Below are 23,542 nucleotides of genomic sequence, written 5' to 3'. Positions count from 1 at the left end.
TGGTTTACGCCTGGTTTACGCCTGGTTTAATGCGAGTTTAATGCGGGTTTCAGTTCTGCTATAATTGCCGGATGTTGGGCGGCCACATTATTTTTTTCGCCGGGGTCTTTGCTGAGATCATAGAGCTGCGGCAAGGTGTCGTTACCCAGTTCAATGTTCACATTGCGGTCTATCCGCGGACCTTTACCCGGTTGAATATACTTCCACTTTCCTTTAATAATACTGAGTGCGCCGGCATGTACAATGATAGATTCCCGGCCCTTTTTATCCTTGCCGGTAAAGGCTGCCAGCATATTATAACTGTCGGGGCCAGCTGCTTTGCTGAGTGACTGACCGGTCAGTACAGAGAAAGAGCGGAGCAGGTCCAGCTGACTTACCAGTGCAGCGGAAACACCGGGCTTCACTTTACCGGGCCAGCGTACAATAAAAGGGATGTGGGCACCACCATCGAAGTTACTGTACTTGCCACCCCGGAACGGGCCGGCGGGTGTATGTCCATTCAGTAATTCCACCGCCTGATCCTCGTAACCATCATCTACCACGGGGCCGTTATCGCTCGTAAATACCAGGATTGTATTTTGAGTGAGATGTAAACTATCCAGCGTATGCATGATTTGCCCTACCGTCCAGTCCAGTTGCAGGATGGCATCACCACGTACACCCAGACCGCTTTTACCCAGGAAATCTTTACCGGGAACGCGGGGTACATGAATATCATGTGTAGCAAAATATAGAAAGAAAGGATTGGCTTTGTTGTCGATAATAAAATGTTGCGCTTTCGCGGTCAGGGTGGCGGCAATGAGGTCATCTTTCCACAGGGCGGCCGTACCTCCCTGCATAAATCCGATGCGGCCTATTCCGTTTACAATAGCGTTGTTATGTCCGTGCGATGCTTTCATCACGAGCAGCTCGGGGTTATTTTTCCCGGTAGGCTCATCACCTATCGGTGCGATATAACTCACTTTAATAGGGTCTTTGGGGTCAAGGTTGGCTACGTGATGATTTTCTACGTATACACATGGAACACGGTCTGCTGTAGCCGGCATAATCCAGCAATAGTGAAAGCCAATTTCCAGTGGACCGGGTTTCAGTTCCCCGTTCCAGTCGGGCCCTTTCTGATCGCCGATGCCCAGGTGCCATTTGCCTACCGCGCCGGTGGTGTAGCCTGCGCTTTGCAGCATGGAAGGTAGTGTGGTCATGGCAGTATCAATGATGAGTGGGGCGTCGCCGGGTGCGATGCCGGTTCCTTTTCTGCGCCAGGCATATTGACCGGTGAGGATGGAATAACGGGAAGGTGTACACGTAGCAGACGAGGCGTGGCCATTGGTAAACCGGATACCCTGCGATGCCAGCCGGTCTATATTCGGTGTATGCACTTTGGTGGCGCCGTTGCAGCTGATATCTCCATAACCAAGGTCATCTGCATAAATAAGTACAATATTAGGCCGCTGTGTTTTTGCAGCATTCCCTTTTTGCTGTGCCTGTACCAGGCCGGCTATACAAATTGCAACAACGAGTGCAAGACCGGATTTCATGTTCACCATACTTTCTTTATTTTGATAAATGCAGATACTACTAAGATAATACCTGTTCTTACTAAATCAATATTCCATGATATTTTGTGAAAAAAACACAACAAAAAAGCAAAATCAGTACAATTTGCGATAGCTGAATATCCGATCTTTAATCATAGATTCACAAGGGTTATCAGCATGTTTTGAAAAAAGGAAGCGCGATGCGCTTATTTTTTACCAACTTTATGCAAACGATTGCAGTAAAGGTATTTAAAGAGATGAATAACCCGTATCATTGGCCCGGCTCTCCTATAGCATAGATCAGGTTACAATAACATTATTAAACCATCAACATCGCGTTATGAAAAAACTGGGTTTCCTGCTGTTTGTGTATATCTGCGCAACACAAACTATTTATGCTCAAACCACCGCATCATCGCATGACCAGCACATGAAATGGTGGCGGGAAGCACGCTTCGGCATGTTTATCCACTGGGGCGACTACGCCGTACTGGGCGGCAACTACAAAGGCCACCAGGTAGGCCGCGGCGCAGAATGGATCATGAACCGCGCTAAAATACCCGTAGCCGAATACCAGCAATATGCCCGGCAATTCAACCCCATTAAATATGATGCAGACGCCTGGGTAAAAACCGCCAGAGACGCCGGCATGAAATATATCGTGATCACCGCAAAACACCACGATGGCTTCGCCATGTTCAAATCTGCTGCCAGCAAATGGAACATTGTAGACGCAACCCCTTACGGCAAAGACGTACTTACTCCGCTCGTAGCCGCCTGCAAAAAATATGGTATCAAACTGGGCTTCTACTATTCGCAGGCGCAGGACTGGAACAATCCCGGCGGCGCTGCTGCCCGCAAAGTAGCCACAGAAGGATGGCCAAACCCTGACTCCGCAAAAATAGATGCATACACCCTCGCCCACACCGGCCACTGGGACCCGGCGCAAACCACCCGCGCTATGTCTGATTACATCGACCAGGTAGCTGTACCACAGGTGAAAGAACTGCTTACTAATTATGGCGACGTTGCTATTTTATGGTGGGACACCCCTACTAACATGACAGATGAATACGCACAGAAATTACAAGCCGTACTCGCGCTGCAACCCAACATCATCACCAACGACCGCCTGAAAAGACCCAACTTCCCCGGTGACTATAAAACACCTGAACAGAAAATTCCCAACCAGTCTGAACTCGATGGCCGCGACTGGGAAACCTGTATGACCATGAATGGTACCTGGGGCTATAAAACCTACGACCACAAATGGAAAAGCACGGAAACACTGATCAGGAACCTGGTAGACATCGCCTCCAAAAATGGTAACTACCTGCTCAACGTTGGCCCCACCGGTGAAGGTGAGTTTCCGCAAGCCAGCATAGACGGTCTCCAGGCAATCGGAAAGTGGATGAAGGTAAACGGTGAAGCTATTTATGCCACCCAGGGAAGCCCACTGGGCGCACTGCCATGGGGACGGTGCACCAAAAAAGTGAACGGCAACAAAACAACTTTATACCTGCACGTTTTTGAATGGCCTGCTGATGGCAAACTGGTTGTCTCTGGTCTGAAAAATAAAATTACACAGGCAAAACTGCTGGACGGTGGTAAAAAATTAAACACAACAACCGGCGCAGATGGCCTCGTGATCAGCGTTCCGGCGCAATCCCCCGACCCGGTGGTAGCTGTTATAAAAATTGAAGTAGCCGGCATTTTGTAAATGAGACATGTGATAGCAATTACTCATTTGCTGTCACATGTCCAATTATATCAATTCCGGTCCCAGCATACTAAGCGTAATAACCCCTAATACAATCAGGGTGATCACCACATACAGGTAATCTTTCTCTATTAAAAATGCAATAACGGAAAAGAGTATACGAATAATAGGGGTAGCAATGAGTAATACCACTCCCAACTGGATAATATCGCGTCCCTGCCCGGCCATTACGCCGTGCAAAATACCGGGGAGGTTGTTCAGTCCTTCGCGGACACCCGTAAAAGTGCCATACGCCGGTTGTTCATGCCCGTGACGATACAGGTAAATAATGCCGCCAATGGAAACCACCACGCTCGACACGATCACGCCTATACGTAGCTGCCAGCCTATCAGCTGCTGAATGTCTTTGTCTGCCCAGTAATGTTTTGAAAATAACCGCTTCATCGTCTATAATTTTCCGGTTAAACCATTATAAATCATTTGCAAAGCCAGCAAAGTGATGACCACATTAAAAACGATCCGTAGCCATTTTACATTGGCTTGTACCAGTAACCGCGAACCGGCAAAGGCGCCAGCCAGCACGCCCAGCACCACCGGCAGACACAAGCCGGGACTGATATAACCCCGTTGCAGATACACCACCGCACTGGCCGCAGCCGTAACGCCGATCATAAAATTACTGGTAGTAGTAGACACCTTAAACGGAATCCGCATAATATTATCCATTGCCAGCACCTTCAGAGCACCGGAACCTATGCCGAGCAACCCCGACATCACACCGGCAAACATCATCATAAAATAGCCGCCCGGCACATGCCTTACCTTGTAGGATACCACACCGGTACCCACAGGATAGGAGCTGTTGAGCCGCAACTGACGCGCCAGCTTACTGACATCTTCATCTGTAATGCTTTCCTTCTTACGCTGTAACGACATGACAGCAGAGAAGATCAGCACAATACCAAAAATAATAGCCACCACATTGGTAGGAATGAATACCGCAATCAGCGCACCCGCCACAGCCCCCGTAGTAGTGGCTATTTCCAGGAACATCCCCAGCCGGATATTCGTAATGCCCTCCTTCACATAGGCAGATGCAGAACCGGAAGATGTGGCGATGGAAGCTACCAGCGCCGTACCTATCGCATAACGTATATCTACATGAAATACCAGGGCCAGCAGCGGAATGATAACTACACCGCCGCCCAGTCCGGTCAGCGACCCCAGGAAACCCGCAAGGAAGGCGCCACACAATAGGATCAGGGTAAATGATAAAATCGTCATAAGCGAGGTTTGGTTGGTGCAGACCAGGAATTACAGGCAATAAATGCCTGGCAAATAGCCGATCTTACAAAAGTAAGCAGAATATGATTTCAACAATCCGGCAATCTATAAGTAACTTGCACCCTGATAATTAACTGATTTTTTATGATAAAGGTGGGTGAGTACAACCTGTTAAGGGTGAAAAAAGAAACTGATTTCGGGGTATATCTCGAAGGTATTGAACAGGAAATCCTGCTGCCCACAAGGTTTGTACCCGCAGGCACCCAAATTGGCGATGAACTGGAAGTATTCCTGTATCATGACTCCGAAAACCGCCTTATCGCCACCACCCAAAGACCCTTGGGCATTGTAGGCGATATCGTAAACCTGACCGCTCTAAGCGTTACCAAACAAGGCGCATTCCTGGAATGGGGCCTCATGAAAGACCTGTTCGTGGCACAATCACAACAGCTCACCCGCATGGCTCCCGGACAGGAATACCTGGTGAAAATATACATCGACGAACAAACCGGCCGCATCGCCGCCACGGAAAAAATAGACCGCTTCCTCAGCAATGAAAACCTCACCGTAAAAGAACTGGACCAGGTAGACCTCCTGGTATACCGCCGTTCCGATATCGGTTATGTAGTAATCATTAACAACCAACACACCGGCATCCTGCATCACAGCGATTTATTCCGTACCATCGAAGTAGGAGATAGACTCAGCGGCTTTATCAAACAGATCAAAGAAGACAGAATTGACGTGATCCTCGGCCAGCCGGGATACAAACGTGTTGAAGATGAAGGAGAGAAAGTATTAAGACTACTGGCGGAAAACGATGGCTACCTCCCCTACCACGATAAATCCTCACCGGAAGAGATCCAGGAATTTTTTGGCATGAGTAAGAAAACATTCAAGATGACCATCGGCACTTTATACAAACAACGTAAAATAACTTTTACGAAAACAGGTATCAAAGCTGCAGAGGAAGAACTACCGGAGTAAATCAGTGCCAACAACAATTACACAACCGGAAAACTTATCAGAAAGCTGGTTCCTTCGCCAGGCGTGCTTTCCACGGAAATATTCCCTTTATGCTGGAGAATAATATTCTGGGTGGCTGTGAGTCCTAACCCCGTTCCTTTGGTTTTATTGGTAAAGAAAGGTTCAAATAACTTGGCGATATTTTCTTCGCGGATACCACTACCGGTATCGGTTATACGTATATACACCCGGTCCTGTTCATGATAGGTATGAATGCTTAGTGTACCGTCTCCTGCTTTCATGGCTTCAACACCGTTGATGATAATATTCAGCAGGGCAATCAGTACTTTATCTTCATCTGCCATGATCTGCCGGTCAGGCTCACTTAACTGCTGCACCACTTTAATATTATTGAGTTGCAGCCGGTCGGCTGCCAACTGCAATGCTTTGGCAGCAAGCTCATTCAGGCCCTGTGGCAGCATGTTTAGCTCAGACATCCGGGTTGATTCCAGCAGCTCCGTCACCAATTGATTAATACGGTGACAGTTCCGTTCCATAATATCAAGATAAAGCTGGGAGTCTTCCGTTTGCATAACCGGCTCAGATTTCAGCTGTGATACCGCCAGCAGGATATTTGTCAGCGGGTTACGCACTTCATGCGCCACCAACCGGGCAATACGGCCCGTGATAGCAAACTTTTCCTGCTGTTGTTTTTCCTGCGCCTTGCGCTTACGTTCTGTAATATCCTGGATGATGCACAGGTAGAGTTGTTTTTTTTCATCGAGCAGGGTGGCATTCACAATTACATCCAGTAAATGCCCCTCCCGGGTGTGGAAGATATATTCCTGCTGCACTACACCCTGTTCGCTGCAAAGCTGTTCCAGGAAAGCGTTTATCTGCCCATCCTGGGCAAACAGGTTTTGCAGCCGGTGATTATACAGCACGGCTTCTTCATATTTTAATATCTGTAGTGCAGCAGGATTAGCCGCCACTATTTTATGTTCACAATCTGCCAGTAAGATGAGATCATTGGATTTTTCAAAAATACTGAAGTACCGTTTTTCACTTTTTTCAATGGCTTGCAAATGGGCGTATTTATCAAGGGTATACCTGATAGCACGTTCCAGCAGCGCAGCATTAATTTCACTTTTCACAAGATAATCAGCTGCACCTGCCAGCATCGCTTCTTTATCGATATGGTAATCTCCTTTGCCGGTAAACAGGATAACGGGGGCTTTATAGCCCAGGTTGCGGAAATGGTGCAACACATCAATCCCTGTATTGCCCCCCAGCCGGTAGTCTACCAGGTACAGGTCATGTACCCGGGTTTCAATAGCCATCAACCCTTCCTTATAGGAAGACGCCCACTGCAAAGCATACTGGTCTGGTGAAATATCCTGTAGCAGCGCGTTTACGAGGAAAAAATCATCCTCGTCATCATCAATCATTAATATATGCTTCTTATTATTTATCGCCATGTCTAACAGGATAGTTCTGCTATATTAACCAATAATCATGCATCTTTTATCATCAGGTATCAATATGTACATCACTATCTTTCAACACCACATTTCTGCGTGGTAAAAACCAGGCGGGAACAAGGGTAACCAGGAGTATAATCAGGGAGATAATAAATCCTTCGCGCAACGCCAGGTGATGTGATTGCAGCGATGTAGCACCGGCAAGCACATAATTGTTGTAAGAGTTTTGTGTTACGATGGCCAGCACAGCTATGCCGATGGCGCCTCCTACCTGTTGCATCAGCGTACTGATAGAAGAGGCCATCGTCACTTCACTGGGCCGTACAGCACTGAGTGTAGCCGCGTTCAGTGGCGCCACTAAAAGTCCCATTCCTACTCCTCTCACAATCATCGTGATGATCACAAACCAGATACTGCTCCCCCTGTCCAGCAATGAAAATAAATACATGGAAACGGCGAGTAAGGCAATACCTGTCAGCGAGATTTCCCGTGACCCGTGCTTATCAGACCATTTACCGGCAAAAGGCATTAAAGCCGCCATAAAAACGGAGTTTGGCAAGATGAGCAACCCGGAAGCTCCTTCCGAAAAACCCATCTGTTCCTGGAGCAGGAACGGCAGCAGGAACAATCCACCAAACAAAGCCGCCGAACGGGAAATCGTAACAAGGATACAGCTTACAAAAGAGTAGTTCGTAAAAAGATGCAGGTCCATAATAGGCTCCTTCTTCCTGCGATCTATCCAGATAAAAACAAAAAGGGATATTACAGCAACAGCCAGTGTAACAATAATTTCCGGAGATGTAATGCCCAGCACTTCCGCCCGCGCTATCCCGTATTGCAAACATACCAGGAACATGGTCAGCGCCACAAATCCTGAGATATCAAAAGGTAATTTCAGTTTAGGCTGACTGCGTAATACACCCAGGTATTTGAACGCCAGGATAACAGTCAGTATACCGATAGGGAGATTTATGTAGAAGATAGATGGCCAGCCAAATTGCTGGGTAAGAATTCCACCCAATGTTGGCCCCATGGCCGGCCCTACCAGGTTACCCAATCCCCACCAGCCCAATACAGTGCCTCTTACCCTGGCTGGAAATACATACGATATGATGGCCATGGAAGTAGGCGCCATCGCACCGCCGCCCAATGCCTGCACCACCCGCCCTGTAAGCAGCCAGTCCAGGCTGGTAGAGAGCGCACATAATAACGACCCGATTGTAAACAGGGAAATAGCACCGATATAAAGATTAAAAAAACCGATCCTGTTCTTGAGCCAGTTGGTAAGGGGCATCAGTACAGAAAAGCTCAGCATATATACCGTAATCACCCATTCAATTTCACTCAGCGTACAGTTAAACTGCTTGCTCATAACGGGAAGGGATATATTAACAATGCTGGAATCTATACCAGCCATTGTAGTACCCATGATAATAACGATCAGTATTCCTGTTCTGTTAATATCTCTCATACCCTGTCTTTCATCATAAATATCAGCTGGGCTTTTGCTACCACAGGATTCAGCGGATTACAGTTGATCATAAAAAGATAAGTAGCCAGTTCCGACAGTTGCCAGTCTGTTACCATCTCTCCGTCTTTATAACAATAAATCTTTTTGAAATTAAAGTTTACCGGGATCTGAAGGGCAGCACAGGCATGCATGGCCCTGTCCAGCGGCTCCTGTTCCATCCCTTGTTCACCATAACCCAGCTCCTGCATGATCTCACTGGCAGTGTACAACAATGGCGGGTTCCTTAACTGCGTAATTCTTTCTGTAGCGATCACTTCTTCCAGATAATCAAAAAGTTTAAGCATGACCCTTCTCATTTAATTGTGATAGTTGCTGAAACAATTCCTTTTCCTTTTCAGTGAGCTGTGTGGGTATGTGTACAACAGCTTTGATATAAAGATCTCCGGCAGCGCCTTTGTGATCATAGGCAGGCAATCCTTTTCCTTTTAACCGGAACACTTTCCCGCTGTCTGTTCCTGCCGGGATGTTCATATTTAATGCAGCGCCGGGTGTAGGTACCGTTAGCTTACCTCCCAGTACGGCGGTATACAATGGTACGGGCAGATCCGTATAAATATCCTGTCCTTTTAGTTCAAATTGCGGATGGGGGGCCAACTGTATGGTAATGAGCAGGTCGCCGTGTTCGCCTTCTTTCCGGCCGGGGGAACCTTTGCCTTTCAGGCGGATCACCTGTCCTTCATGCAGGCCGGGTTTTAATTTGATATTGAGCCGGCTGCCATTTACTTCCACCTGCCGGGTAGCGCCACTGTAGGCATCTTCCAGCGATACTTCCATAGTAGCCTGCACATCCCGGCCCCGGGCAGGACCCTGTTGCTGCCGGCGGCCACCACCGGAGAAATGGCTTCCAAACAACTGTTCAAAGAAATCAGAGAAATTCCCTTCCCCGCCGCCATTACCAAACAGGTCTTCCATATTACCCTGGTAGGAACGGCCCTGTCCCTGCTGCCGGCCGCCATATTGCGACCAGTCATAATCTTCCGGACGGCCACCATGCTGCTCGTAATATTTGTAGTTTTCACCGAACTGATCATACTTTCCCCGCTTCTCTTTATCACTCAGCACTTCATACGCTTCATTGATTTCTTTAAATTTTTCTTCCGCCGCCTTATCACCCTGGTTCTTGTCAGGATGGTGTTTTACGGCCAGCTTACGGTATGCTTTCTTGATCTGTTCCGCTGTTGCTGTCTTATCCACACCCAATACTTTGTAGTAGTCTTTAACTTCCATAAGTATAAAACATGTTTTATCTGAAACTTGTTCAAGGCCGCAAGAAACATACCGGAAAGCATACATACGAATGACGGCATTACGGGTAGCCGTACGCGAAGATTCATCGCTATACAACTGCCTGTAATGCCGTCATTCGCCGACCGGCACTATTTTAATACCCCGGATTCTGGATCAGTTTCGGATTAAGGGTGATCTCCGTAGCTGGTATCGGGTAAATACGCTTATTGATATCCCCGTCTGTTTTAAATTCCCAGCCACTTTCAAACTTGCCGTAGCGGATCAGGTCATTCCTGCGCCAGGCTTCCCAGGCCATTTCACGGGCACGTTCCTCCAGCAGTTCATTGACCGTTATGCCACTTACCAGTGGTGCATGCGCACGTTGCCTGATCTTGTTTACCAATACATCCGGTGTCTGCAATTCACCATTTACCGCAGTGGCAGCAGCGCCTCTGCTAATGGCTTCCGCCTTCATCAGCAATACATCTGCCAAACGGAATACCGGCACATCATTGTTGGAATTACGATCCTGCGGATGCGTATTTTTGTCAGGATAATATTTAATGGAACGCACGCCCCTGGCTTTACCCAGTTCATCGTTACCTACATCCATCGCGGTATCGCTGATCATAGGCATCTCCGGAGAAAAGGTGAGCTGCCATTTGATGGCTTTATCCGGATCGGGGCCACTGTAGCTGTTATCTAATCCTTTATTGGTAGTACCGATCAGAATGGGTGTTCCATCAAAATTAGTCTGGGGTCCGGCCAGCCACGTATCATTGCGTACATCACCGGTGAGATTAAATCGCTGGTAAAAAGAAGCAATCGTACTCATGGCAATGCTGGGGCGGAAAGGAAGTGCATACTTTTCCTGTAACCCGGTATGCAGCCCAAAGCGTGAAAACTGATTTCCTTTGATCACATTGGCATCATAGGGAATCGCAAAAATGGTTTCCTTGATCTGCGGCCCGTTTTCAGGTGCAAAAATAGCGGCATAGTTATCATCCAGTGAATACTTCCCACCCGCCAGGATACTGTCTGCCATAGCTACGGCTTCGTTATACATCGGCTTGCCGGTATACACCTGCGCATTGAGATACATTTTTGTCAGCAAGGCAAATGCAAACCATTTGGTGGGTTTGGAATAAGTGAGCTGTCCGGTTTCCTTGCTCAGTAAAGGCACTACTTCTTTCAGCTCCTGTTCTATAAAAGCGAAAACAGCTGCACGATCTGACTGCTCAGGTATTTCAGTGCCGCCAAATTTTGTAATAATAGGCACTTTACCATACAGGTCCATCATAAAGAAATAGTACAATGCCCGCATTGCACGCGCCTCTGCTATTGCCGGCGCTTTGAAATCCGTATCCGGTCCGTTTTCAAACAGGGCAAGAATCCGGTTACTGGTATTGATACCGCCGAAGCCCCATTCCCATACACTTCTTACAGTGGGATGATCTTTGGTCCAGGTATGTTTATGCAGAAAACGATACTGCCCGCCATCGTTGTAGTTATTATCCCGCGCAGGTATAATCGCTTCATCTGTAGACAACTCCTGCATACGCCAGTAGTCTATAGCATAGCTACCGCTCAGTTGCGTATAGATGGGGCCCAGTGCTGCGATAAACCCATCTGCTGTATTAGGAAAATTCTCCTTCACATACTCCGACTCTACTTTCACATCCAGCTTGGTACAGCCGGAAAGCAACAGTAAACATATAGCCGTACCTGTTATAATGATGTTTTTCATGTCAACAGTTTTTGAATTAAACATTAGAAAGAAGCATTTAAACCCACCAGGAATGAACGGGTTTTCGGATAGAAATTATTGTTGTCGATACCTGGTGTAAGCCCGCCCATATTTACTTCCGGATCAATGCCCTTATACTTCGTAATCACGAACAGGTTGTTACCGGAAACGTATACACGTAAACGGCGTACATAGTTATTATGCACCGGTATGTTATACCCCAGCGTAGCATTGTCCAGTCGCAGGTAAGCGCCGCTTTCCAGGAAGCGGTCAGAAATATAATGGGCGTTTTTATCCTCAGCTTTATCTACCAGTGAAAACCGTGGTATATTCTGACTGGCCGCATCCGCAGGGCTGTTCAGGTTCGCCAGTGTAGCATTCAGTATTTTATTACCGGATACGCCGCGCAGGAAAAAGTTAAGATCGAAATTACCATAGTTAAAACTGTTGCTCCATCCATAGGTCAATGTAGGCTGTGCATTACCGCTAAACACCAGGTCTGTGAAACTGGGTATGGTTGTATTGCCTCCATTGGCAGAAAGGAATTCAGACACCCCGTCTTTATCTTTGCCTACATATTTCCAGAGATAAAAAGAGCCCAGTGCAGCACCTTCCAGCAACCGCTGTGATTTGTTGCCGGATTGTCCTTTTCCACCCAAGTCAGCTGTTTCCACATAGGTGCGGGAAAAGATATCGTTGGAAAGTGATTCCACCCGGTTATTGTTATGGGCTACGTTGGCGGAGGTGGTCCAGGTAAAAGCGCCCGTCTTTAATGGTACGGCATTCACCTGCAATTCAATTCCCTTGTTGCTCATCGTTCCCACATTGGCCAGCATGGTATTCACAAAATATTGGGTAGTAGGTACATCATAACTATAGATCAGGTCAGTGGTACGCTTATCATAATAGTCTGCAGTAAAGCCCAGGCGGCCTTCCAGTACGGTCAGATCAAGACCGATATTGGCCATGCCGGTACGTTCCCAGCGCAGGTTAGGATTTTCATTCTGCGTAGGCCCGATGGCATTCAGGAATTTACCATTGTAATAAAATTTGCCTTTCAGGTCATTCCGAAGAATGGCAATCAGGGGATCAAAGCCGAGAGAGTTACCGGTAACGCCATAGCCTGCACGTAGTTTCAGATCATCGATCCACTTTACACCTGCCAGGAAGTTTTCTTTGTTGACCTTCCAGGCCGCAGAAACAGCGGGGAAGATACCCCAGCGGTTATTAGCACCGAATGCAGAAGAACCATCCTGCCTGGCAGATACCTGGAAAATGTACTTTTCTGCATACTGATAATTCACACGACCATAAAAAGAGATGAAGCGTAAGGTCGTGATCCGTTGCGTACCATAATTAGGATTAAATCCTTCTACAGGGCTTCCCAGTCCCAGGTTGTCGCCTTGTGTGGCGTCGGAAACAAAGCCCTGGTTGGAAGTCTGGAAACCATCATTCCTGCGCTCTTCCTGCCAGGAATACCCGGCTAACAAACGCAGGTCATGTTTACCAAATATCTTATCATAGTTAAAATAACTCTCCAGTACTTTACGTGTGTTGGTAAAGGCGCTGCGTGTAGCTTGTCCTTTGGTGTTCTGCGATATGCCCGAAGCACGTTTATTATAAATATCGCGGTTAACCTGTTCATCCTGTAAAGAGAGACTTACCGTGTATTTCAATCCCGGCAACAGTTTCAGCTCTGCCCGTGCATTCCCCAGCATAATTTTATCCTTACTCCGGTCGGAATTATTATCGATCAGGGAAACCGGGTTCAGGTAATCTCTTGTACGGGAAAAATCTTCTTTATAGGTACCATCCGGATTAAGAATATTGACCGTAGGTAAATAGTTCAGCATATTCTGGAATACCAGGTCGGGAATACGTTCCTGTGTACCGATGCTGTTGCTGACAGATAAGTTCAGTTTCAACAGATCATTGAATGCACGTTGTTCCAGGTTAGCACGTACGTTTAGCCGTTCCAGTGAGGAACCTTTTATAATACCATTATTCTGAAGATAGGTAACACTTCCGTCAAACACCGTTTTTTCATTACCGCCGCCAAAAGAAATGTTATGATTATGGGAAAGACCTTTGCGGGTTACTTCATTCTGCCAGTCTGTATTCACATGATCTTCATACTTCGGGTCGAGGCTTTTGCCGTTATCCTTCAGATACTGGCGCAGTTCATCACCAGTGAGCATATCAATGCGGTTAGATACCTGTTCCAATGCGGCGTAAGCATTGTATGACACCCAACTCTGACCAGGTTTGGCGCGGCGGGTCGTGATCATAATCACGCCGTTGGCAGCACGCGCGCCATAAATGGCTGTGGAAGCCGCATCTTTCAATACATCCATAGATACAATGTCGGCAGGAGATACCAGCTGAATATTGGCACCCGGCACCCCGTCAATGACATAGAAAGGTTGCTGTGCTTCTCCTTCCCGGAAAGTGGAAGGCCCTCTGAGAATCACTGCCGGTGAGGCATTGGGATCGCCACTACGGGTGATATTTAATCCCGGCACTTTTCCCTGGAGTAACTGCTCCGGAGAACTGAATACACCGTTATTAAAATTCTCTGCCGATACATGCGATACCGCACCCGTGAGGTCTCCTTTTGTAGTTTGACCATAACCCACTACCACCACGCTGTTGAGCATACTGGCATCGGATTTCAAGCGGATGGTAACCGTCTTTTGTCCATTCAATGGCAGCCGTACAGACTTGTACCCTATGTAACTGAATAAGAGGGTATCGCCTGTATTATCCGCCTGCAAAGAGAAAGCGCCCTGCGCATTGGTTACACTTCCCTGCGATGATCCTTTTACCTGTACACTTGCCCCTGGTATGGGCAGCCCTGTTTCCTGATCCGTCACCGTACCCGTCAGGGTACTTCTCATTTTTTCTTTACTGATGATGATCACCCCTTCTGTGGTTGTAAACCGGAACCCGCTTCCTTTCAGCAGCTCCCTCAGTACTTCATCCACAGACTGGTTTTTGAAATCGTGGTTCTCCACACGATGATTTTTCAGTACAGCCACATCGTAGACGATATCAATACCGCTCTGCGTTTGCAGCAACTTGATGGCATCAGACAGTAAGCCTGCTTTTACGTGCAGCTCCTGTATTACCGTGGACTTCTGTTGTGCCGCTATGCTTCCGCCAAGGGACAGCAAGAGTGCAACAAAGAAGAGTCTTCTACCTGCGTTAATAATACGTACATGCATATAGAGATGATTTATTCTACAGTGTAAATACCTGCTCCTGCAGGTTTGATGATTACCTGGTGGTCGGTCAATTCTTCCAGTACACGAATGATCTGCGGTACGCGCAAGCGGGTCTGGAATGAGCCGCTGATACGCCTGGCCGGTAACTTCCTGACAATAAATTTTACGGGATAATAATTTTCAAGCAATGCCAGTACAGTTGCTACCGGCATATCGTCAAATATGATCTGGTTGTTTTTCCAGCCACCTATATAGGCCGGATCTATTATTTTATGTTGCGTCTTATAGCCGGCCCTGTCAACAATCAGTGCTTCCCTGGCCGTGAGTACATCCAGCACCTGCGCGCCTTTACTCACCTTTACCTTACCGCTGCTCACGGCCAGTTCCAGTTGCTCACCGTAAGCCCTTATATTAAAGGAGGTACCCAGTACCAGTACCCGGAGGCTGTCTGTATCTACCGTAAATGGCCGCTTCGTGAGAGGCGCCACTTCAAAAAAGGCCTCCCCGGATATGAGTTGTATGCTTCTGTTTGCAGCAAAAGGCACGGCATATTTAAGGATAGAGTTAGCGCCCAGCCAAACCTTACTACTGTCCGGCAGTAGCAATAGCTTCTTCTCTCCGATAGCCGTACGGAGTTCCTGGTAAACGATCACCTTGTCGCGATGGATCATATAATAGCCAAGACCCAATACCCCCAGCATACAGGCGGCAGCAGCTACATTTCTCCATAGATGTCTTACCCGGGGTGCATTTCCCGTACGTTCTCTCACGGTAGCCAGCATCCTTTTACGTAACCGCTCCTTGCTGCGCCGGTTCAGGGGATTCCCCGGCCAGGAAGCGTCTGCAGCCAGTATATCCAGCCAATCTTCCAGCAGCTGCCCGGCGGCCGGATCAGGTTTACCATCAAGAAACCTGTCTATTAATGCCTTAACGTTTGATCGGATCAAGAGGTGGTATTTATAACTAAGTACCACAACCCATCGATTTTAACTATCGGGAAAAAGAAATTAATATCCGGGTAATATTGGAGGGGATTTTTTGGTTTCCGGCTACTCATACGAGCATCAACAACTTATTGAGCAGCGGCCGCGCTTTTCGATAGGCGTTTCCCAGCTGGTTGCGGACGGTTTGTTCGGCGGTACCGTTTTTATCAGCAATTTCACGGATACTCAATTCATCAAAATGATAGGATACAAAGACTTGTCTTTCCTTTTCAGGCAAATGTTGCAGGTCTTGCTGCAACTGGTTGATGATATCTTTATTGATGAGGGTGCTCAGGGTGAGTTCCGAGCGGAGCTCACTATGCAGGATAAATTTCTCCAGATGTTTCTCTTTTAATCCGTCGTTCCGGAACTTGCGAAGAATCTGCTTGCGGACGGCGCTGAAAAGGTAATAACGGATGTGGGTATGGATTTCCAGTTGCGCCCTTCTGTCCCATATATCAGTAAACAAGTCCTGGATGATGTCTTGCGCATCATCCTGACTCCCCAGTATTTTGGCTGCGTACGTGTAAAGGCCCTCCCAATAGGTATTGAAGAGTAGCTCAAACGCGGAAAAATCACTGACTTGTAAACGTGCTAACAGGTCAGTTGGTAATATTTCAGGCATAACATATAGAATAGCCTTAAAAGTATCTTGGAGTAAGATAAGAAAAAAGGGGAGAGTTAAAACATATCAATGTGTTAACATAGGGTTATCGGGTAAGGGAGATGTTATTCTACTTTAATCACCATCCTTTTTGTATGGATGCCGGCCACTATACCATAGCCATTCACCACATTCGTAAATACAGTCACCGGTTCCGCTGCAATACCGGCGCCATTGTCCTGCTGCGCAGCAACTGTTTCCAGGTAATTACAGGCGCTCTTCGTGAGTGTGCTGACTTCCACCATCAGGTAGCTGGTATTGATAATGGGGTCCTGTGTTTGTAGTACAAAGTTGACCTGCTTCCCGTTGAACCTTTCATCATGCATGATCAGGCTGGTTTTGTCAAAGCTGGTGATCACATCCACCAGGTTATTATTAAAGGAAGGGTCCAGCCGGAAGAAGCGCAAGGTATCCGGTTGCTGATCCGGGCCATAGGCAAAGATGCGCACACGGTAATAGTCGGCCGCACCCGGACGGTCTTTCAGGGTAAAACGCACCCGGTTGCTACCGCGCTGTGCAGTGGCTTCTCCCACCTCCGGTGCCGAAGGAAGGGTATCTCCCCCCATTACCGCCGGCATGCCGGCAACGGCTGCACGAATGGTATACTGCTTTCCCAGGACAGCTTTCTCTGCGGAAACAAAATAACGGCGTCCACCAATCTGCTGCTGCTGCACCGGCGCCATTACCACACCATCCTGTTCCAGGGTTACCGCCGCATCTTTTATCTCTGTAAAACCATTTTCATCATACACAATGGATGGCACACTACGTGTTACACGCACATATATAACACTATCGGGTTGTATCAGGCTATTGATCACAATTTTATCGCCCTCATAGGGCAATTTAAAATTAACCCGCTTTTCACAACTGCTGAAAACAGATACTAACAGTATAGCATATACGAAAATATGTTTCATCCTTTTTCTTTAAAACCTGATTGAATAAGTGACACTTGGCAGAATAGGCAGTACCGTTACCTTTGCCAGGTACCGTTGCTTTTCCACCTCATCTTTTTTCATATAATAAAAGAACGGATTCTGCTGGTTATATACATTGTAAACACTCAGGTTCCAGCTTTTACGCCAGTACTTTTTCTGCTTGCTGTAAGTGATACCCACATCCAGCCGGTGTATATTTTCTGTTCTGTAATTATAGCGGTAATCATATCTGTCCACCACCTCATGACTACCACTACCAGGGTCCCAGGGCGAAGCCCCGGTAGTACCCTCATAGCTGGAAACAGGCAACGTAAGCGGTGCGCCGGTAGTATAATGCCAGGAGCCGGACAACTCCCAGTGCTTGCCCAGTTGCTGCGTCAACACCAGCTCTATATCATGCCGGTGATCGTATTTATAAGGAAAGGTCTGGTTGTTGTTAATGCCCGGAAAACGGCGCGTACTCCAGGCCAGCGTATAACCGATCCAGCCGGTTGTTTTCCCTTTCTGTTTCCGGATCATTACTTCTCCGCCATAACTCCAGCCTTTTCCTACCACCACTTTTTCATCCCAGTTAACCAGGTCCTGATTCACAAAACCACGATCGCTGGTATACTCAATCATGTTAAACATGGATTTGAAATATCCTTCCATCGAAAATTCATAGCTGCCGTTGTTACTGGTTTTGGCTAACCCTGTAGCCAGCTGTCTGGAAAACATCGGCGCCACACGTTGCGTAGAGGGTACCCATATATCCATAGGTAAAGAAATGCCATTGTTGGATAAGAGATGAATATACTGTGTCATATGCGTATAAGCCCCTTTCAGCGCCCAGTTGCGCGGCAGCATATACCGGAAGCCCAGCCGGGGCTGTACCGATTGGTACAACCGGCCATTTACCAGGAATGCAGATGCATGCACGCCCAGGTTAACGTATAAGCCTGTACGAAGTTGCCAGTCATCTTCTGCGTACAGTATAAACTCCAGTCCCTGTGTTTTTAATGCACGGTACGTTGTATCCAGCGGCGGTATGCCACTGCTTTTATCTTCAAAATCAGTCATGCCGGGTTTAAAATAATGCCCCGTCACCGCTGTACCAAAACGAATGGAATGACGCGGGTCCGGCCGGTAATCAAAATCTATTTTTGCACTGGCATTTTTCATCCGCGAAGAATAGGTGCCATACTGATCAGAGCTTTCACGGGAAGCCGGCAGCGAATATTTAAACCCATATTCCGTGAGGAAAGCATACTCCGAATAATTCAAGGATGCATTGGAAAAAAGCTGTGGCCCGTAAATATGATTCCAGCGCAAAGCCCCGATGGTATTGCCCCAGCCCAACCGGAACCGGACGCTCTCTGTACGGATCTTTGTAGGGTCTGCCGGTACATCGGTGTTGTCCGGTACCTGTTTAACCAGCAGGTTATCTTCTCCCTTATATAAACTCAGATAGATGCGGTCCTTCGGAGAAAAAATATGATTGATCTTGGCATGTACATCATAAAAAAAAGCATTGAAAGCGCCATCGCGACCAAAATCATTTTCTGATCTCAGGATGTTATAAATCAGGTCGGGATAAGAGCGGCGGCCGGAAATAATAAACGACGTTTTATCTTTTACAATAGGTCCTTCCAGGTTGAACCGGGCGGAGATCATACCAACACCCACATCGCCGTGATAATTTTTCATATCGCCATCTTTCATTGTAATATCCACCACAGAAGACAAGCGTCCCCCGAAACGCGCCGGGAAAGCGCCTTTATACAGCTCTGTAGATTTTACTACATCTGCATTCAGCAAGGAATAGACGCCGAAAAAATGTGAGAAATTAAATACCGGCGTACCATCCAGCAGGATCAGGTTCTGATCGGGACTACCACCACGCACATGGAGACCACCGGCGCCGTCCATACCACCACCTACGCCCGGTATGGAATGCAGCGTGCGCATAAGATCCGCCTCGCCCAGCAACTTCGGCATGGATTGCACCACTGATTGCGGGATACTCATCTTGCTCATCTGTGTCTGATCCTGTAATTTATTCCTATCAATAGCCGTCACCACGACCTCCTTCAAACTGGCCACCGGCAATAACGCCACTGTCAACAACTGATCACCGCGATGGGTAACCGGTTGCAGGTAAGTATCATAACCGATATAAGAAACGGCCAGGCTATTGGTATCTTTTATGGTGGTGATGCTGAAATATCCAAACTGGTTGGTAGTGGTACCCTGTTTCAATGCCGGCGACCAGATAGTGGCTCCCGGCAATTTTTCCCCGCTGAAGGCATCCTGTACATAACCGCTGATAGTGCGGGTAGTACGGATGGCCGGCTGTAATACCAGCTGGTCGCCTACACGGGTATAACGGATCTCATCGGGCACAAACAGCTCCTCCAGCACGCTCTTCAGGCGCTGGTGATATACGGTGACAGTAACTTTGCGGGATAAGTTGACAAGTTCCCTGCTATATGAAAAATGGATGCCATATTCTTTCTCCAGTAATTCACACACTACCTGTAAAGGCTGGTCCTTTACCACTACGGTTACTCTTGTTTGCCAGTCCCACCCTAAAACGCTTAACGGTATGCACATCAGTAACATACCTGTTAGCAGTTTCCTGGCTAATAACATAATACAGATATTATCGGGCTAAATTCCTACTTCAATTTATATTGTCTTTCTCCTGTTTTCTCCCAGTCCGCATTCAGCGTCAGGGCCAGGGCGCTGATGACATCGTCAATTTTCTCACCGTTGAAATGGGTGCTGACAGTCAGTTTGAGCAGAGACGTATCGTCTACTTCCACTTTCACATCATATACTTCGGTGATCGTATGCAGTACTTCTTCCAGGGGCGTATCACGGAATGTCATCGATCTTTTTGCGATATCAGTTACGTGAGCGGCTATACGAAAAGCCGGGCGGCTGTCATCTTTTTGCAACAACATCCCTTCCGTGAGTACTACACTATCTGCTTTATCATGATCTATCACCATTACTTTACCACTACTTACATGCACGGTCAGCATGGAATTACCCGGTTCATAGCGTACCAGGAAACGGGTACCCAGCACTTTCACTTCGGTATGCCCCAGCAACACTACAAAGGGTTGGGCGGCATTACCTGCCACATCAAATGTAGCAGCGCCGCGGAGACTCACTTTCCGGTTACTGCTATTATAACCCCTGGCTACTTCCAGCCTGGAAGCAGCTAATAATTGCACACTGCTGCCATCCTGCAAATGTGCCGTTTGAGGGCCTGCATATGTTTGCGCCGCAGGTGTGTTTACAAGAAACCACCAGCCTGCGCCCAGTATTATTAAAAAAGCTGCGGCTATTTTCAGCCAGGTGTAGCGCGATTTTACAACACGCAGTGGTTGCTTTCCAACCACTGTCTTTTCTCCTGGCTGCTGCGGGATGTCCATTTTTCCGTACAACTGTTGCCAGGAATGGGCCGTATCCGTTTCCATACCGGTGGGTTGCGCTGCGGTAGCTGTTGCCAGCACTTTACGCAAGGCCCCCAACAAGGCCTGATTGTCCGCATCACCTGCCAGCCACGTTTCTACCCAGGCACGCTCCGCGGTATCTGCTTCATCCAGCAGGTACTTGCAAAGCAAGGTATACAGTGCCTCATCAGGAAATGTAGGTGTCATGCGCAGTTGTATGTTTTAGTCACCGCCATCAGGCGGATTCAATAAATAGACGCATGGGAAATGGTGTATCCCCTATGCATCCTGTTTTTTCTATAAAAAAAATCCGGTAAGTAAAGGAAGATACTCTTTCAATTCCTGGTGTAGGATCCGGAGTGCTTTACCCATTTGATTTTCCACTGTTTTTACGGAAATGTTCATGGTGGCGGCAATTTCTGTATACTTCAGATTTTGCTGACGGCTCAGCACAAATACCTCGCGGCAACGCGCCGGCAACCGTTCCAGCGCCTGCCGGTACAACCCTTCCAGCTCCCTCACCTGGTCAGAAGCCTGGGTGGCCGTTTCACGGGTAGTGCCATAATCTGTTTCCCTGTCTGATCTTACACTATCCTTGCGCCATTGGCTGATAGCCGTATTACGGATGGCGGAAAACAGGTACGCTTTTACAGAACCGGTGATCGTAATCGTATCCCGTTTTTCCCATAACCGCAGGAATACCTGCTGCACAATCTCCTCAGCTTCATGGGAATCTCCCGTGTAGTGAGTGGCAAAGGCAATGCATTGAGCATGGTTTTCCCGGAACAATAATTCAAATGTTTGGAGTTCCAACATGATGAGCGCCAAAGATAACTATGATTTATGTGATTCCGCAAATCAGGAGAATCACAAAAATCACATAAATCATAGTTATCTTTAACCCCGCAATGTACAACCTGATCAAAAATATACTGTTCCGGTTTCCGCCGGAGAACATTCACCACAGCGTAATGCGTGGGATGAAAACCATTTATGCGCTACCGTTAGGCAAAAGCTTACTGAAAGCCTTTTGCGGCGTAAAAACAAAAGGACTGGAACGTGAACTCTTTGGCCTTCATTTCCCCAATCCGGTAGGATTGGCCGCCGGCTTTGATAAGGATGCCCGGTATATCGACGAGCTGTCATGCCTCGGTTTTGGATTTGTGGAGATAGGTACCGTTACCCCCTTGCCGCAGTCCGGCAACGATCAGCCCCGGCTGTTCCGTCTGCCGGCAGACAAAGCCCTGATCAACCGGATGGGATTTAATAATGAAGGTGCGGTGGCAGCAGCTAAACGTTTGCAACACAAAAAAACAAATATTATCGTAGGAGGTAATATCGGGAAAAATAAAAACACCTCTAACGAGGAAGCTGTCAGCGATTATGAGAAATGTTTTCATGCGCTGTATGATGTAGCAGATTATTTTGTGGTGAACGTAAGTTCTCCCAATACACCCAACCTGCGCGCCTTACAGGAGAAAGAACCGCTAAAGCAGCTCCTGTATCACCTGCAATTGCTGAATGCGCAAAAGCTGAAGCCCAAGCCCATCTTACTTAAAATAGCGCCTGACCTGACCATTGAACAACTGGATGACATCATCGAAATTGTGCAGGAAACCAAGCTGGCGGGCATCGTAGCAACCAACACCACTATTGGCCGGGAAGATTTAAAAACTTCCGCTACCACTGTAGAAAATATAGGCGCCGGTGGACTGAGCGGGCTACCGGTAAAAGAGAAATCAACAGCGGTGATCCGTTACATCCACACCCAAAGTAAAGGCAGCATTCCCATCATTGCAGCAGGCGGCATTTTTACGGCAGCCGATGCACAGGAAAAACTGGATGCAGGCGCTTCCCTGGTGCAGGTATATACCGGCTTCATCTACGAAGGTCCAACAATCGTGAAAAAGATCTGTGCCGGTTTGCGTAAATAATATCGCACCATCTGAATTTTAACCTATATGGAACAATTTCTTACCGCAGAGTCACTCATCAGTCTCTTCACCCTGATACTGATGGAAGTTGTACTGGGCATTGACAATGTCATCTTCGTTTCGATTGTCATGAACAGGCTGCCCCCCGAAAAGCGACCAGCCGCACGCCGCATCTGGATGTTCACGGGCATAGCCGTACGTATCATCCTGTTGTTATGCATCGGGTACATCGTAAAGGCAGTAGATCCTATCTTTCACATTGGCAGCCACGGTTTCAGCCTCCGCGATCTTATCATGCTGGGCGGCGGACTTTTCCTGCTCGTTAAAACCACGCTCGAAATCCATCATAAGTTGGAAGGCGATGAGGAAGGAATCAATATCAAAAACGGTAACAAGCCGGCGGTTTCTTTACTGAATGTAGTAGGACAAATCATTCTGATTGATACCATCTTCTCATTCGATAGTATCATCACCGCAGTAGGGTTAGCCAAACAGGTACCCGTTATGATCATTGCAGTAGTTATTGCCATGATCGTCATGTTCCTGTTTGCGCCCAGGATCAGTGACTTTATCCATAAACATCCAACACTCAAAATGCTGGCCCTCTCCTTCCTGGTAATGGTAGGCGCCATCCTGATTGTAGAAGGCTGGAATGCGGAAAAAGCACATGATCTCCACTTGAAAAACTATGTGTATTTCGCAATGGCATTTTCATTCGGTGTGGAAATGTTGAATATGAGAGTGCGGAAAGGCAGTAAACCCATTGAATTAAAAGAACCCACGTTGACGAAAGTGGAGTAACCCGTTCAGGGATTTTTTGATTTTTTGATTTACGAATTTTGGAATTTAAAATGCAGCGAAG

At 47.4% G+C, this 23,542-nt stretch carries 19 protein-coding genes; 4 read left to right on the top strand and 15 right to left on the bottom strand.

Translation table 11 applies throughout. The annotated features are described in order from the left end of the window. Window positions 1-26 precede the first annotated feature (26 nt). Entirely contained in the window at window positions 27-1,544 is a 1,518-nt protein-coding gene (locus ABQ275_RS00675) for an arylsulfatase (RefSeq protein ID WP_349316334.1), read from the bottom strand. 331 nt (window positions 1,545-1,875) lie between these two features. On the opposite strand from ABQ275_RS00675, the gene ABQ275_RS00670 reads away from it, so the two are divergent. Next, a complete protein-coding gene (locus tag ABQ275_RS00670) occupies window positions 1,876-3,255 on the top strand; it encodes an alpha-L-fucosidase (protein WP_349316333.1) in 1,380 nt (459 codons plus the stop codon). A gap of 45 nt (window positions 3,256-3,300) precedes the next feature. Here ABQ275_RS00670 and ABQ275_RS00665 read toward each other — a convergent pair whose 3' ends face one another. Together ABQ275_RS00665 and ABQ275_RS00660 are read right to left on the bottom strand one after the other, a co-directional pair. Beyond that, window positions 3,301-3,699: a DUF1634 domain-containing protein gene (locus ABQ275_RS00665; RefSeq protein WP_349316332.1), complete on the bottom strand. Its 399-nt coding sequence runs from the start codon at window positions 3,697-3,699 to the stop codon at window positions 3,301-3,303. 3 nt (window positions 3,700-3,702) lie between these two features. After that, window positions 3,703-4,539: a sulfite exporter TauE/SafE family protein gene (locus ABQ275_RS00660; RefSeq protein WP_349316331.1), complete on the bottom strand. Its 837-nt coding sequence runs from the start codon at window positions 4,537-4,539 to the stop codon at window positions 3,703-3,705. Between the two features lie 144 nt (window positions 4,540-4,683). On the opposite strand from ABQ275_RS00660, the gene ABQ275_RS00655 reads away from it, so the two are divergent. After that, window positions 4,684-5,526 (top strand): S1-like domain-containing RNA-binding protein, encoded by an 843-nt coding sequence (locus ABQ275_RS00655; RefSeq protein WP_349316330.1) that lies wholly within the window; start codon window positions 4,684-4,686, stop codon window positions 5,524-5,526. A 17-nt stretch (window positions 5,527-5,543) separates the two neighbouring features. Here the strand turns inward: ABQ275_RS00655 and ABQ275_RS00650 are convergent, their stop codons facing one another. From ABQ275_RS00650 to ABQ275_RS00595, 12 genes are all read right to left on the bottom strand, one after another. Beyond that, window positions 5,544-6,983: an ATP-binding protein gene (locus tag ABQ275_RS00650; RefSeq protein ID WP_349316329.1), complete on the bottom strand. Its 1,440-nt coding sequence runs from the start codon at window positions 6,981-6,983 to the stop codon at window positions 5,544-5,546. 52 nt (window positions 6,984-7,035) lie between these two features. Continuing rightward, window positions 7,036-8,457 carry a DHA2 family efflux MFS transporter permease subunit gene (locus ABQ275_RS00645; protein WP_349316328.1) on the bottom strand — a complete coding sequence of 474 codons (1,422 nt, stop codon included), beginning with the start codon at window positions 8,455-8,457 and terminating at the stop codon, window positions 7,036-7,038. Then, window positions 8,454-8,801, bottom strand: coding sequence for a hypothetical protein (locus ABQ275_RS00640; RefSeq protein ID WP_349316327.1), 348 nt, complete (start codon window positions 8,799-8,801; stop codon window positions 8,454-8,456). Before ABQ275_RS00640 ends, ABQ275_RS00645 begins: the two co-directional genes overlap by 4 nt. After that, on the bottom strand, window positions 8,794-9,744 hold the full coding sequence (locus ABQ275_RS00635) for a DnaJ C-terminal domain-containing protein (RefSeq protein ID WP_349316326.1): 951 nt from the start codon (window positions 9,742-9,744) through the stop codon (window positions 8,794-8,796). Before ABQ275_RS00635 ends, ABQ275_RS00640 begins: the two co-directional genes overlap by 8 nt. A gap of 154 nt (window positions 9,745-9,898) precedes the next feature. Next, complete coding sequence (locus tag ABQ275_RS00630; protein ID WP_349316325.1) at window positions 9,899-11,491, bottom strand: RagB/SusD family nutrient uptake outer membrane protein; 1,593 nt, start codon at window positions 11,489-11,491, stop codon at window positions 9,899-9,901. Between the two features lie 23 nt (window positions 11,492-11,514). Then, window positions 11,515-14,715, bottom strand: a complete 3,201-nt coding sequence (locus tag ABQ275_RS00625; RefSeq protein WP_349316324.1) for a TonB-dependent receptor — start codon at window positions 14,713-14,715, stop codon at window positions 11,515-11,517. A gap of 11 nt (window positions 14,716-14,726) precedes the next feature. Continuing rightward, on the bottom strand, window positions 14,727-15,662 hold the full coding sequence (locus ABQ275_RS00620; protein WP_349316323.1) for a FecR domain-containing protein: 936 nt from the start codon (window positions 15,660-15,662) through the stop codon (window positions 14,727-14,729). A gap of 106 nt (window positions 15,663-15,768) precedes the next feature. Continuing rightward, the gene (locus ABQ275_RS00615) at window positions 15,769-16,323 is read right to left on the bottom strand and encodes an RNA polymerase sigma-70 factor (protein WP_349316322.1); all 555 of its coding nucleotides are present in this window, start codon (window positions 16,321-16,323) and stop codon (window positions 15,769-15,771) included. A 104-nt stretch (window positions 16,324-16,427) separates the two neighbouring features. Further along, a complete protein-coding gene (locus tag ABQ275_RS00610) occupies window positions 16,428-17,282 on the bottom strand; it encodes a DUF4249 domain-containing protein (RefSeq protein WP_349316321.1) in 855 nt (284 codons plus the stop codon). A gap of 9 nt (window positions 17,283-17,291) precedes the next feature. Further along, on the bottom strand, window positions 17,292-19,934 hold the full coding sequence (locus tag ABQ275_RS00605; protein ID WP_349316320.1) for a TonB-dependent receptor: 2,643 nt from the start codon (window positions 19,932-19,934) through the stop codon (window positions 17,292-17,294). 26 nt (window positions 19,935-19,960) lie between these two features. Further along, a complete protein-coding gene (locus ABQ275_RS00600; RefSeq protein ID WP_349316319.1) occupies window positions 19,961-20,953 on the bottom strand; it encodes a FecR domain-containing protein in 993 nt (330 codons plus the stop codon). Between the two features lie 90 nt (window positions 20,954-21,043). Next, a complete protein-coding gene (locus tag ABQ275_RS00595; protein WP_349316318.1) occupies window positions 21,044-21,562 on the bottom strand; it encodes an RNA polymerase sigma-70 factor in 519 nt (172 codons plus the stop codon). 92 nt (window positions 21,563-21,654) lie between these two features. Here ABQ275_RS00595 and ABQ275_RS00590 point away from each other — a divergent pair, with 92 nt between their 5' ends. Both ABQ275_RS00590 and ABQ275_RS00585 read left to right on the top strand, forming a co-directional pair. After that, window positions 21,655-22,680 carry a quinone-dependent dihydroorotate dehydrogenase gene (locus ABQ275_RS00590; RefSeq protein WP_349316317.1) on the top strand — a complete coding sequence of 342 codons (1,026 nt, stop codon included), beginning with the start codon at window positions 21,655-21,657 and terminating at the stop codon, window positions 22,678-22,680. Between the two features lie 27 nt (window positions 22,681-22,707). Next, window positions 22,708-23,481 carry a TerC family protein gene (locus ABQ275_RS00585; RefSeq protein ID WP_349316316.1) on the top strand — a complete coding sequence of 258 codons (774 nt, stop codon included), beginning with the start codon at window positions 22,708-22,710 and terminating at the stop codon, window positions 23,479-23,481. The last annotated feature ends 61 nt before the right edge of the window (window positions 23,482-23,542 follow it).

The sequence above is a fragment of the Chitinophaga sp. MM2321 genome (assembly GCF_964033635.1).
Taxonomy (GTDB): domain Bacteria; phylum Bacteroidota; class Bacteroidia; order Chitinophagales; family Chitinophagaceae; genus Chitinophaga.
This window is presented reverse-complemented; position numbering and strand designations above follow the sequence as displayed.

Coding starts and splice junctions, on each gene's coding strand:
- ABQ275_RS00670 (WP_349316333.1), top strand. CDS start 1,876: ATGAAAAAACTGGGTTTCCTGCTGTTTGTGTATATCTGCGCAACACAA.
- ABQ275_RS00610 (WP_349316321.1), bottom strand. CDS start 17,282: ATGAAACATATTTTCGTATATGCTATACTGTTAGTATCTGTTTTCAGC.
- ABQ275_RS00590 (WP_349316317.1), top strand. CDS start 21,655: ATGTACAACCTGATCAAAAATATACTGTTCCGGTTTCCGCCGGAGAAC.
- ABQ275_RS00630 (WP_349316325.1), bottom strand. CDS start 11,491: ATGAAAAACATCATTATAACAGGTACGGCTATATGTTTACTGTTGCTT.
- ABQ275_RS00675 (WP_349316334.1), bottom strand. CDS start 1,544: ATGGTGAACATGAAATCCGGTCTTGCACTCGTTGTTGCAATTTGTATA.
- ABQ275_RS00645 (WP_349316328.1), bottom strand. CDS start 8,457: ATGAGAGATATTAACAGAACAGGAATACTGATCGTTATTATCATGGGT.
- ABQ275_RS00600 (WP_349316319.1), bottom strand. CDS start 20,953: ATGACACCTACATTTCCTGATGAGGCACTGTATACCTTGCTTTGCAAG.
- ABQ275_RS00660 (WP_349316331.1), bottom strand. CDS start 4,539: ATGACGATTTTATCATTTACCCTGATCCTATTGTGTGGCGCCTTCCTT.
- ABQ275_RS00655 (WP_349316330.1), top strand. CDS start 4,684: ATGATAAAGGTGGGTGAGTACAACCTGTTAAGGGTGAAAAAAGAAACT.
- ABQ275_RS00640 (WP_349316327.1), bottom strand. CDS start 8,801: ATGCTTAAACTTTTTGATTATCTGGAAGAAGTGATCGCTACAGAAAGA.
- ABQ275_RS00665 (WP_349316332.1), bottom strand. CDS start 3,699: ATGAAGCGGTTATTTTCAAAACATTACTGGGCAGACAAAGACATTCAG.
- ABQ275_RS00585 (WP_349316316.1), top strand. CDS start 22,708: ATGGAACAATTTCTTACCGCAGAGTCACTCATCAGTCTCTTCACCCTG.
- ABQ275_RS00635 (WP_349316326.1), bottom strand. CDS start 9,744: ATGGAAGTTAAAGACTACTACAAAGTATTGGGTGTGGATAAGACAGCA.
- ABQ275_RS00605 (WP_349316320.1), bottom strand. CDS start 19,934: ATGTTATTAGCCAGGAAACTGCTAACAGGTATGTTACTGATGTGCATA.
- ABQ275_RS00625 (WP_349316324.1), bottom strand. CDS start 14,715: ATGCATGTACGTATTATTAACGCAGGTAGAAGACTCTTCTTTGTTGCA.
- ABQ275_RS00595 (WP_349316318.1), bottom strand. CDS start 21,562: ATGTTGGAACTCCAAACATTTGAATTATTGTTCCGGGAAAACCATGCT.
- ABQ275_RS00615 (WP_349316322.1), bottom strand. CDS start 16,323: ATGCCTGAAATATTACCAACTGACCTGTTAGCACGTTTACAAGTCAGT.
- ABQ275_RS00650 (WP_349316329.1), bottom strand. CDS start 6,983: ATGGCGATAAATAATAAGAAGCATATATTAATGATTGATGATGACGAG.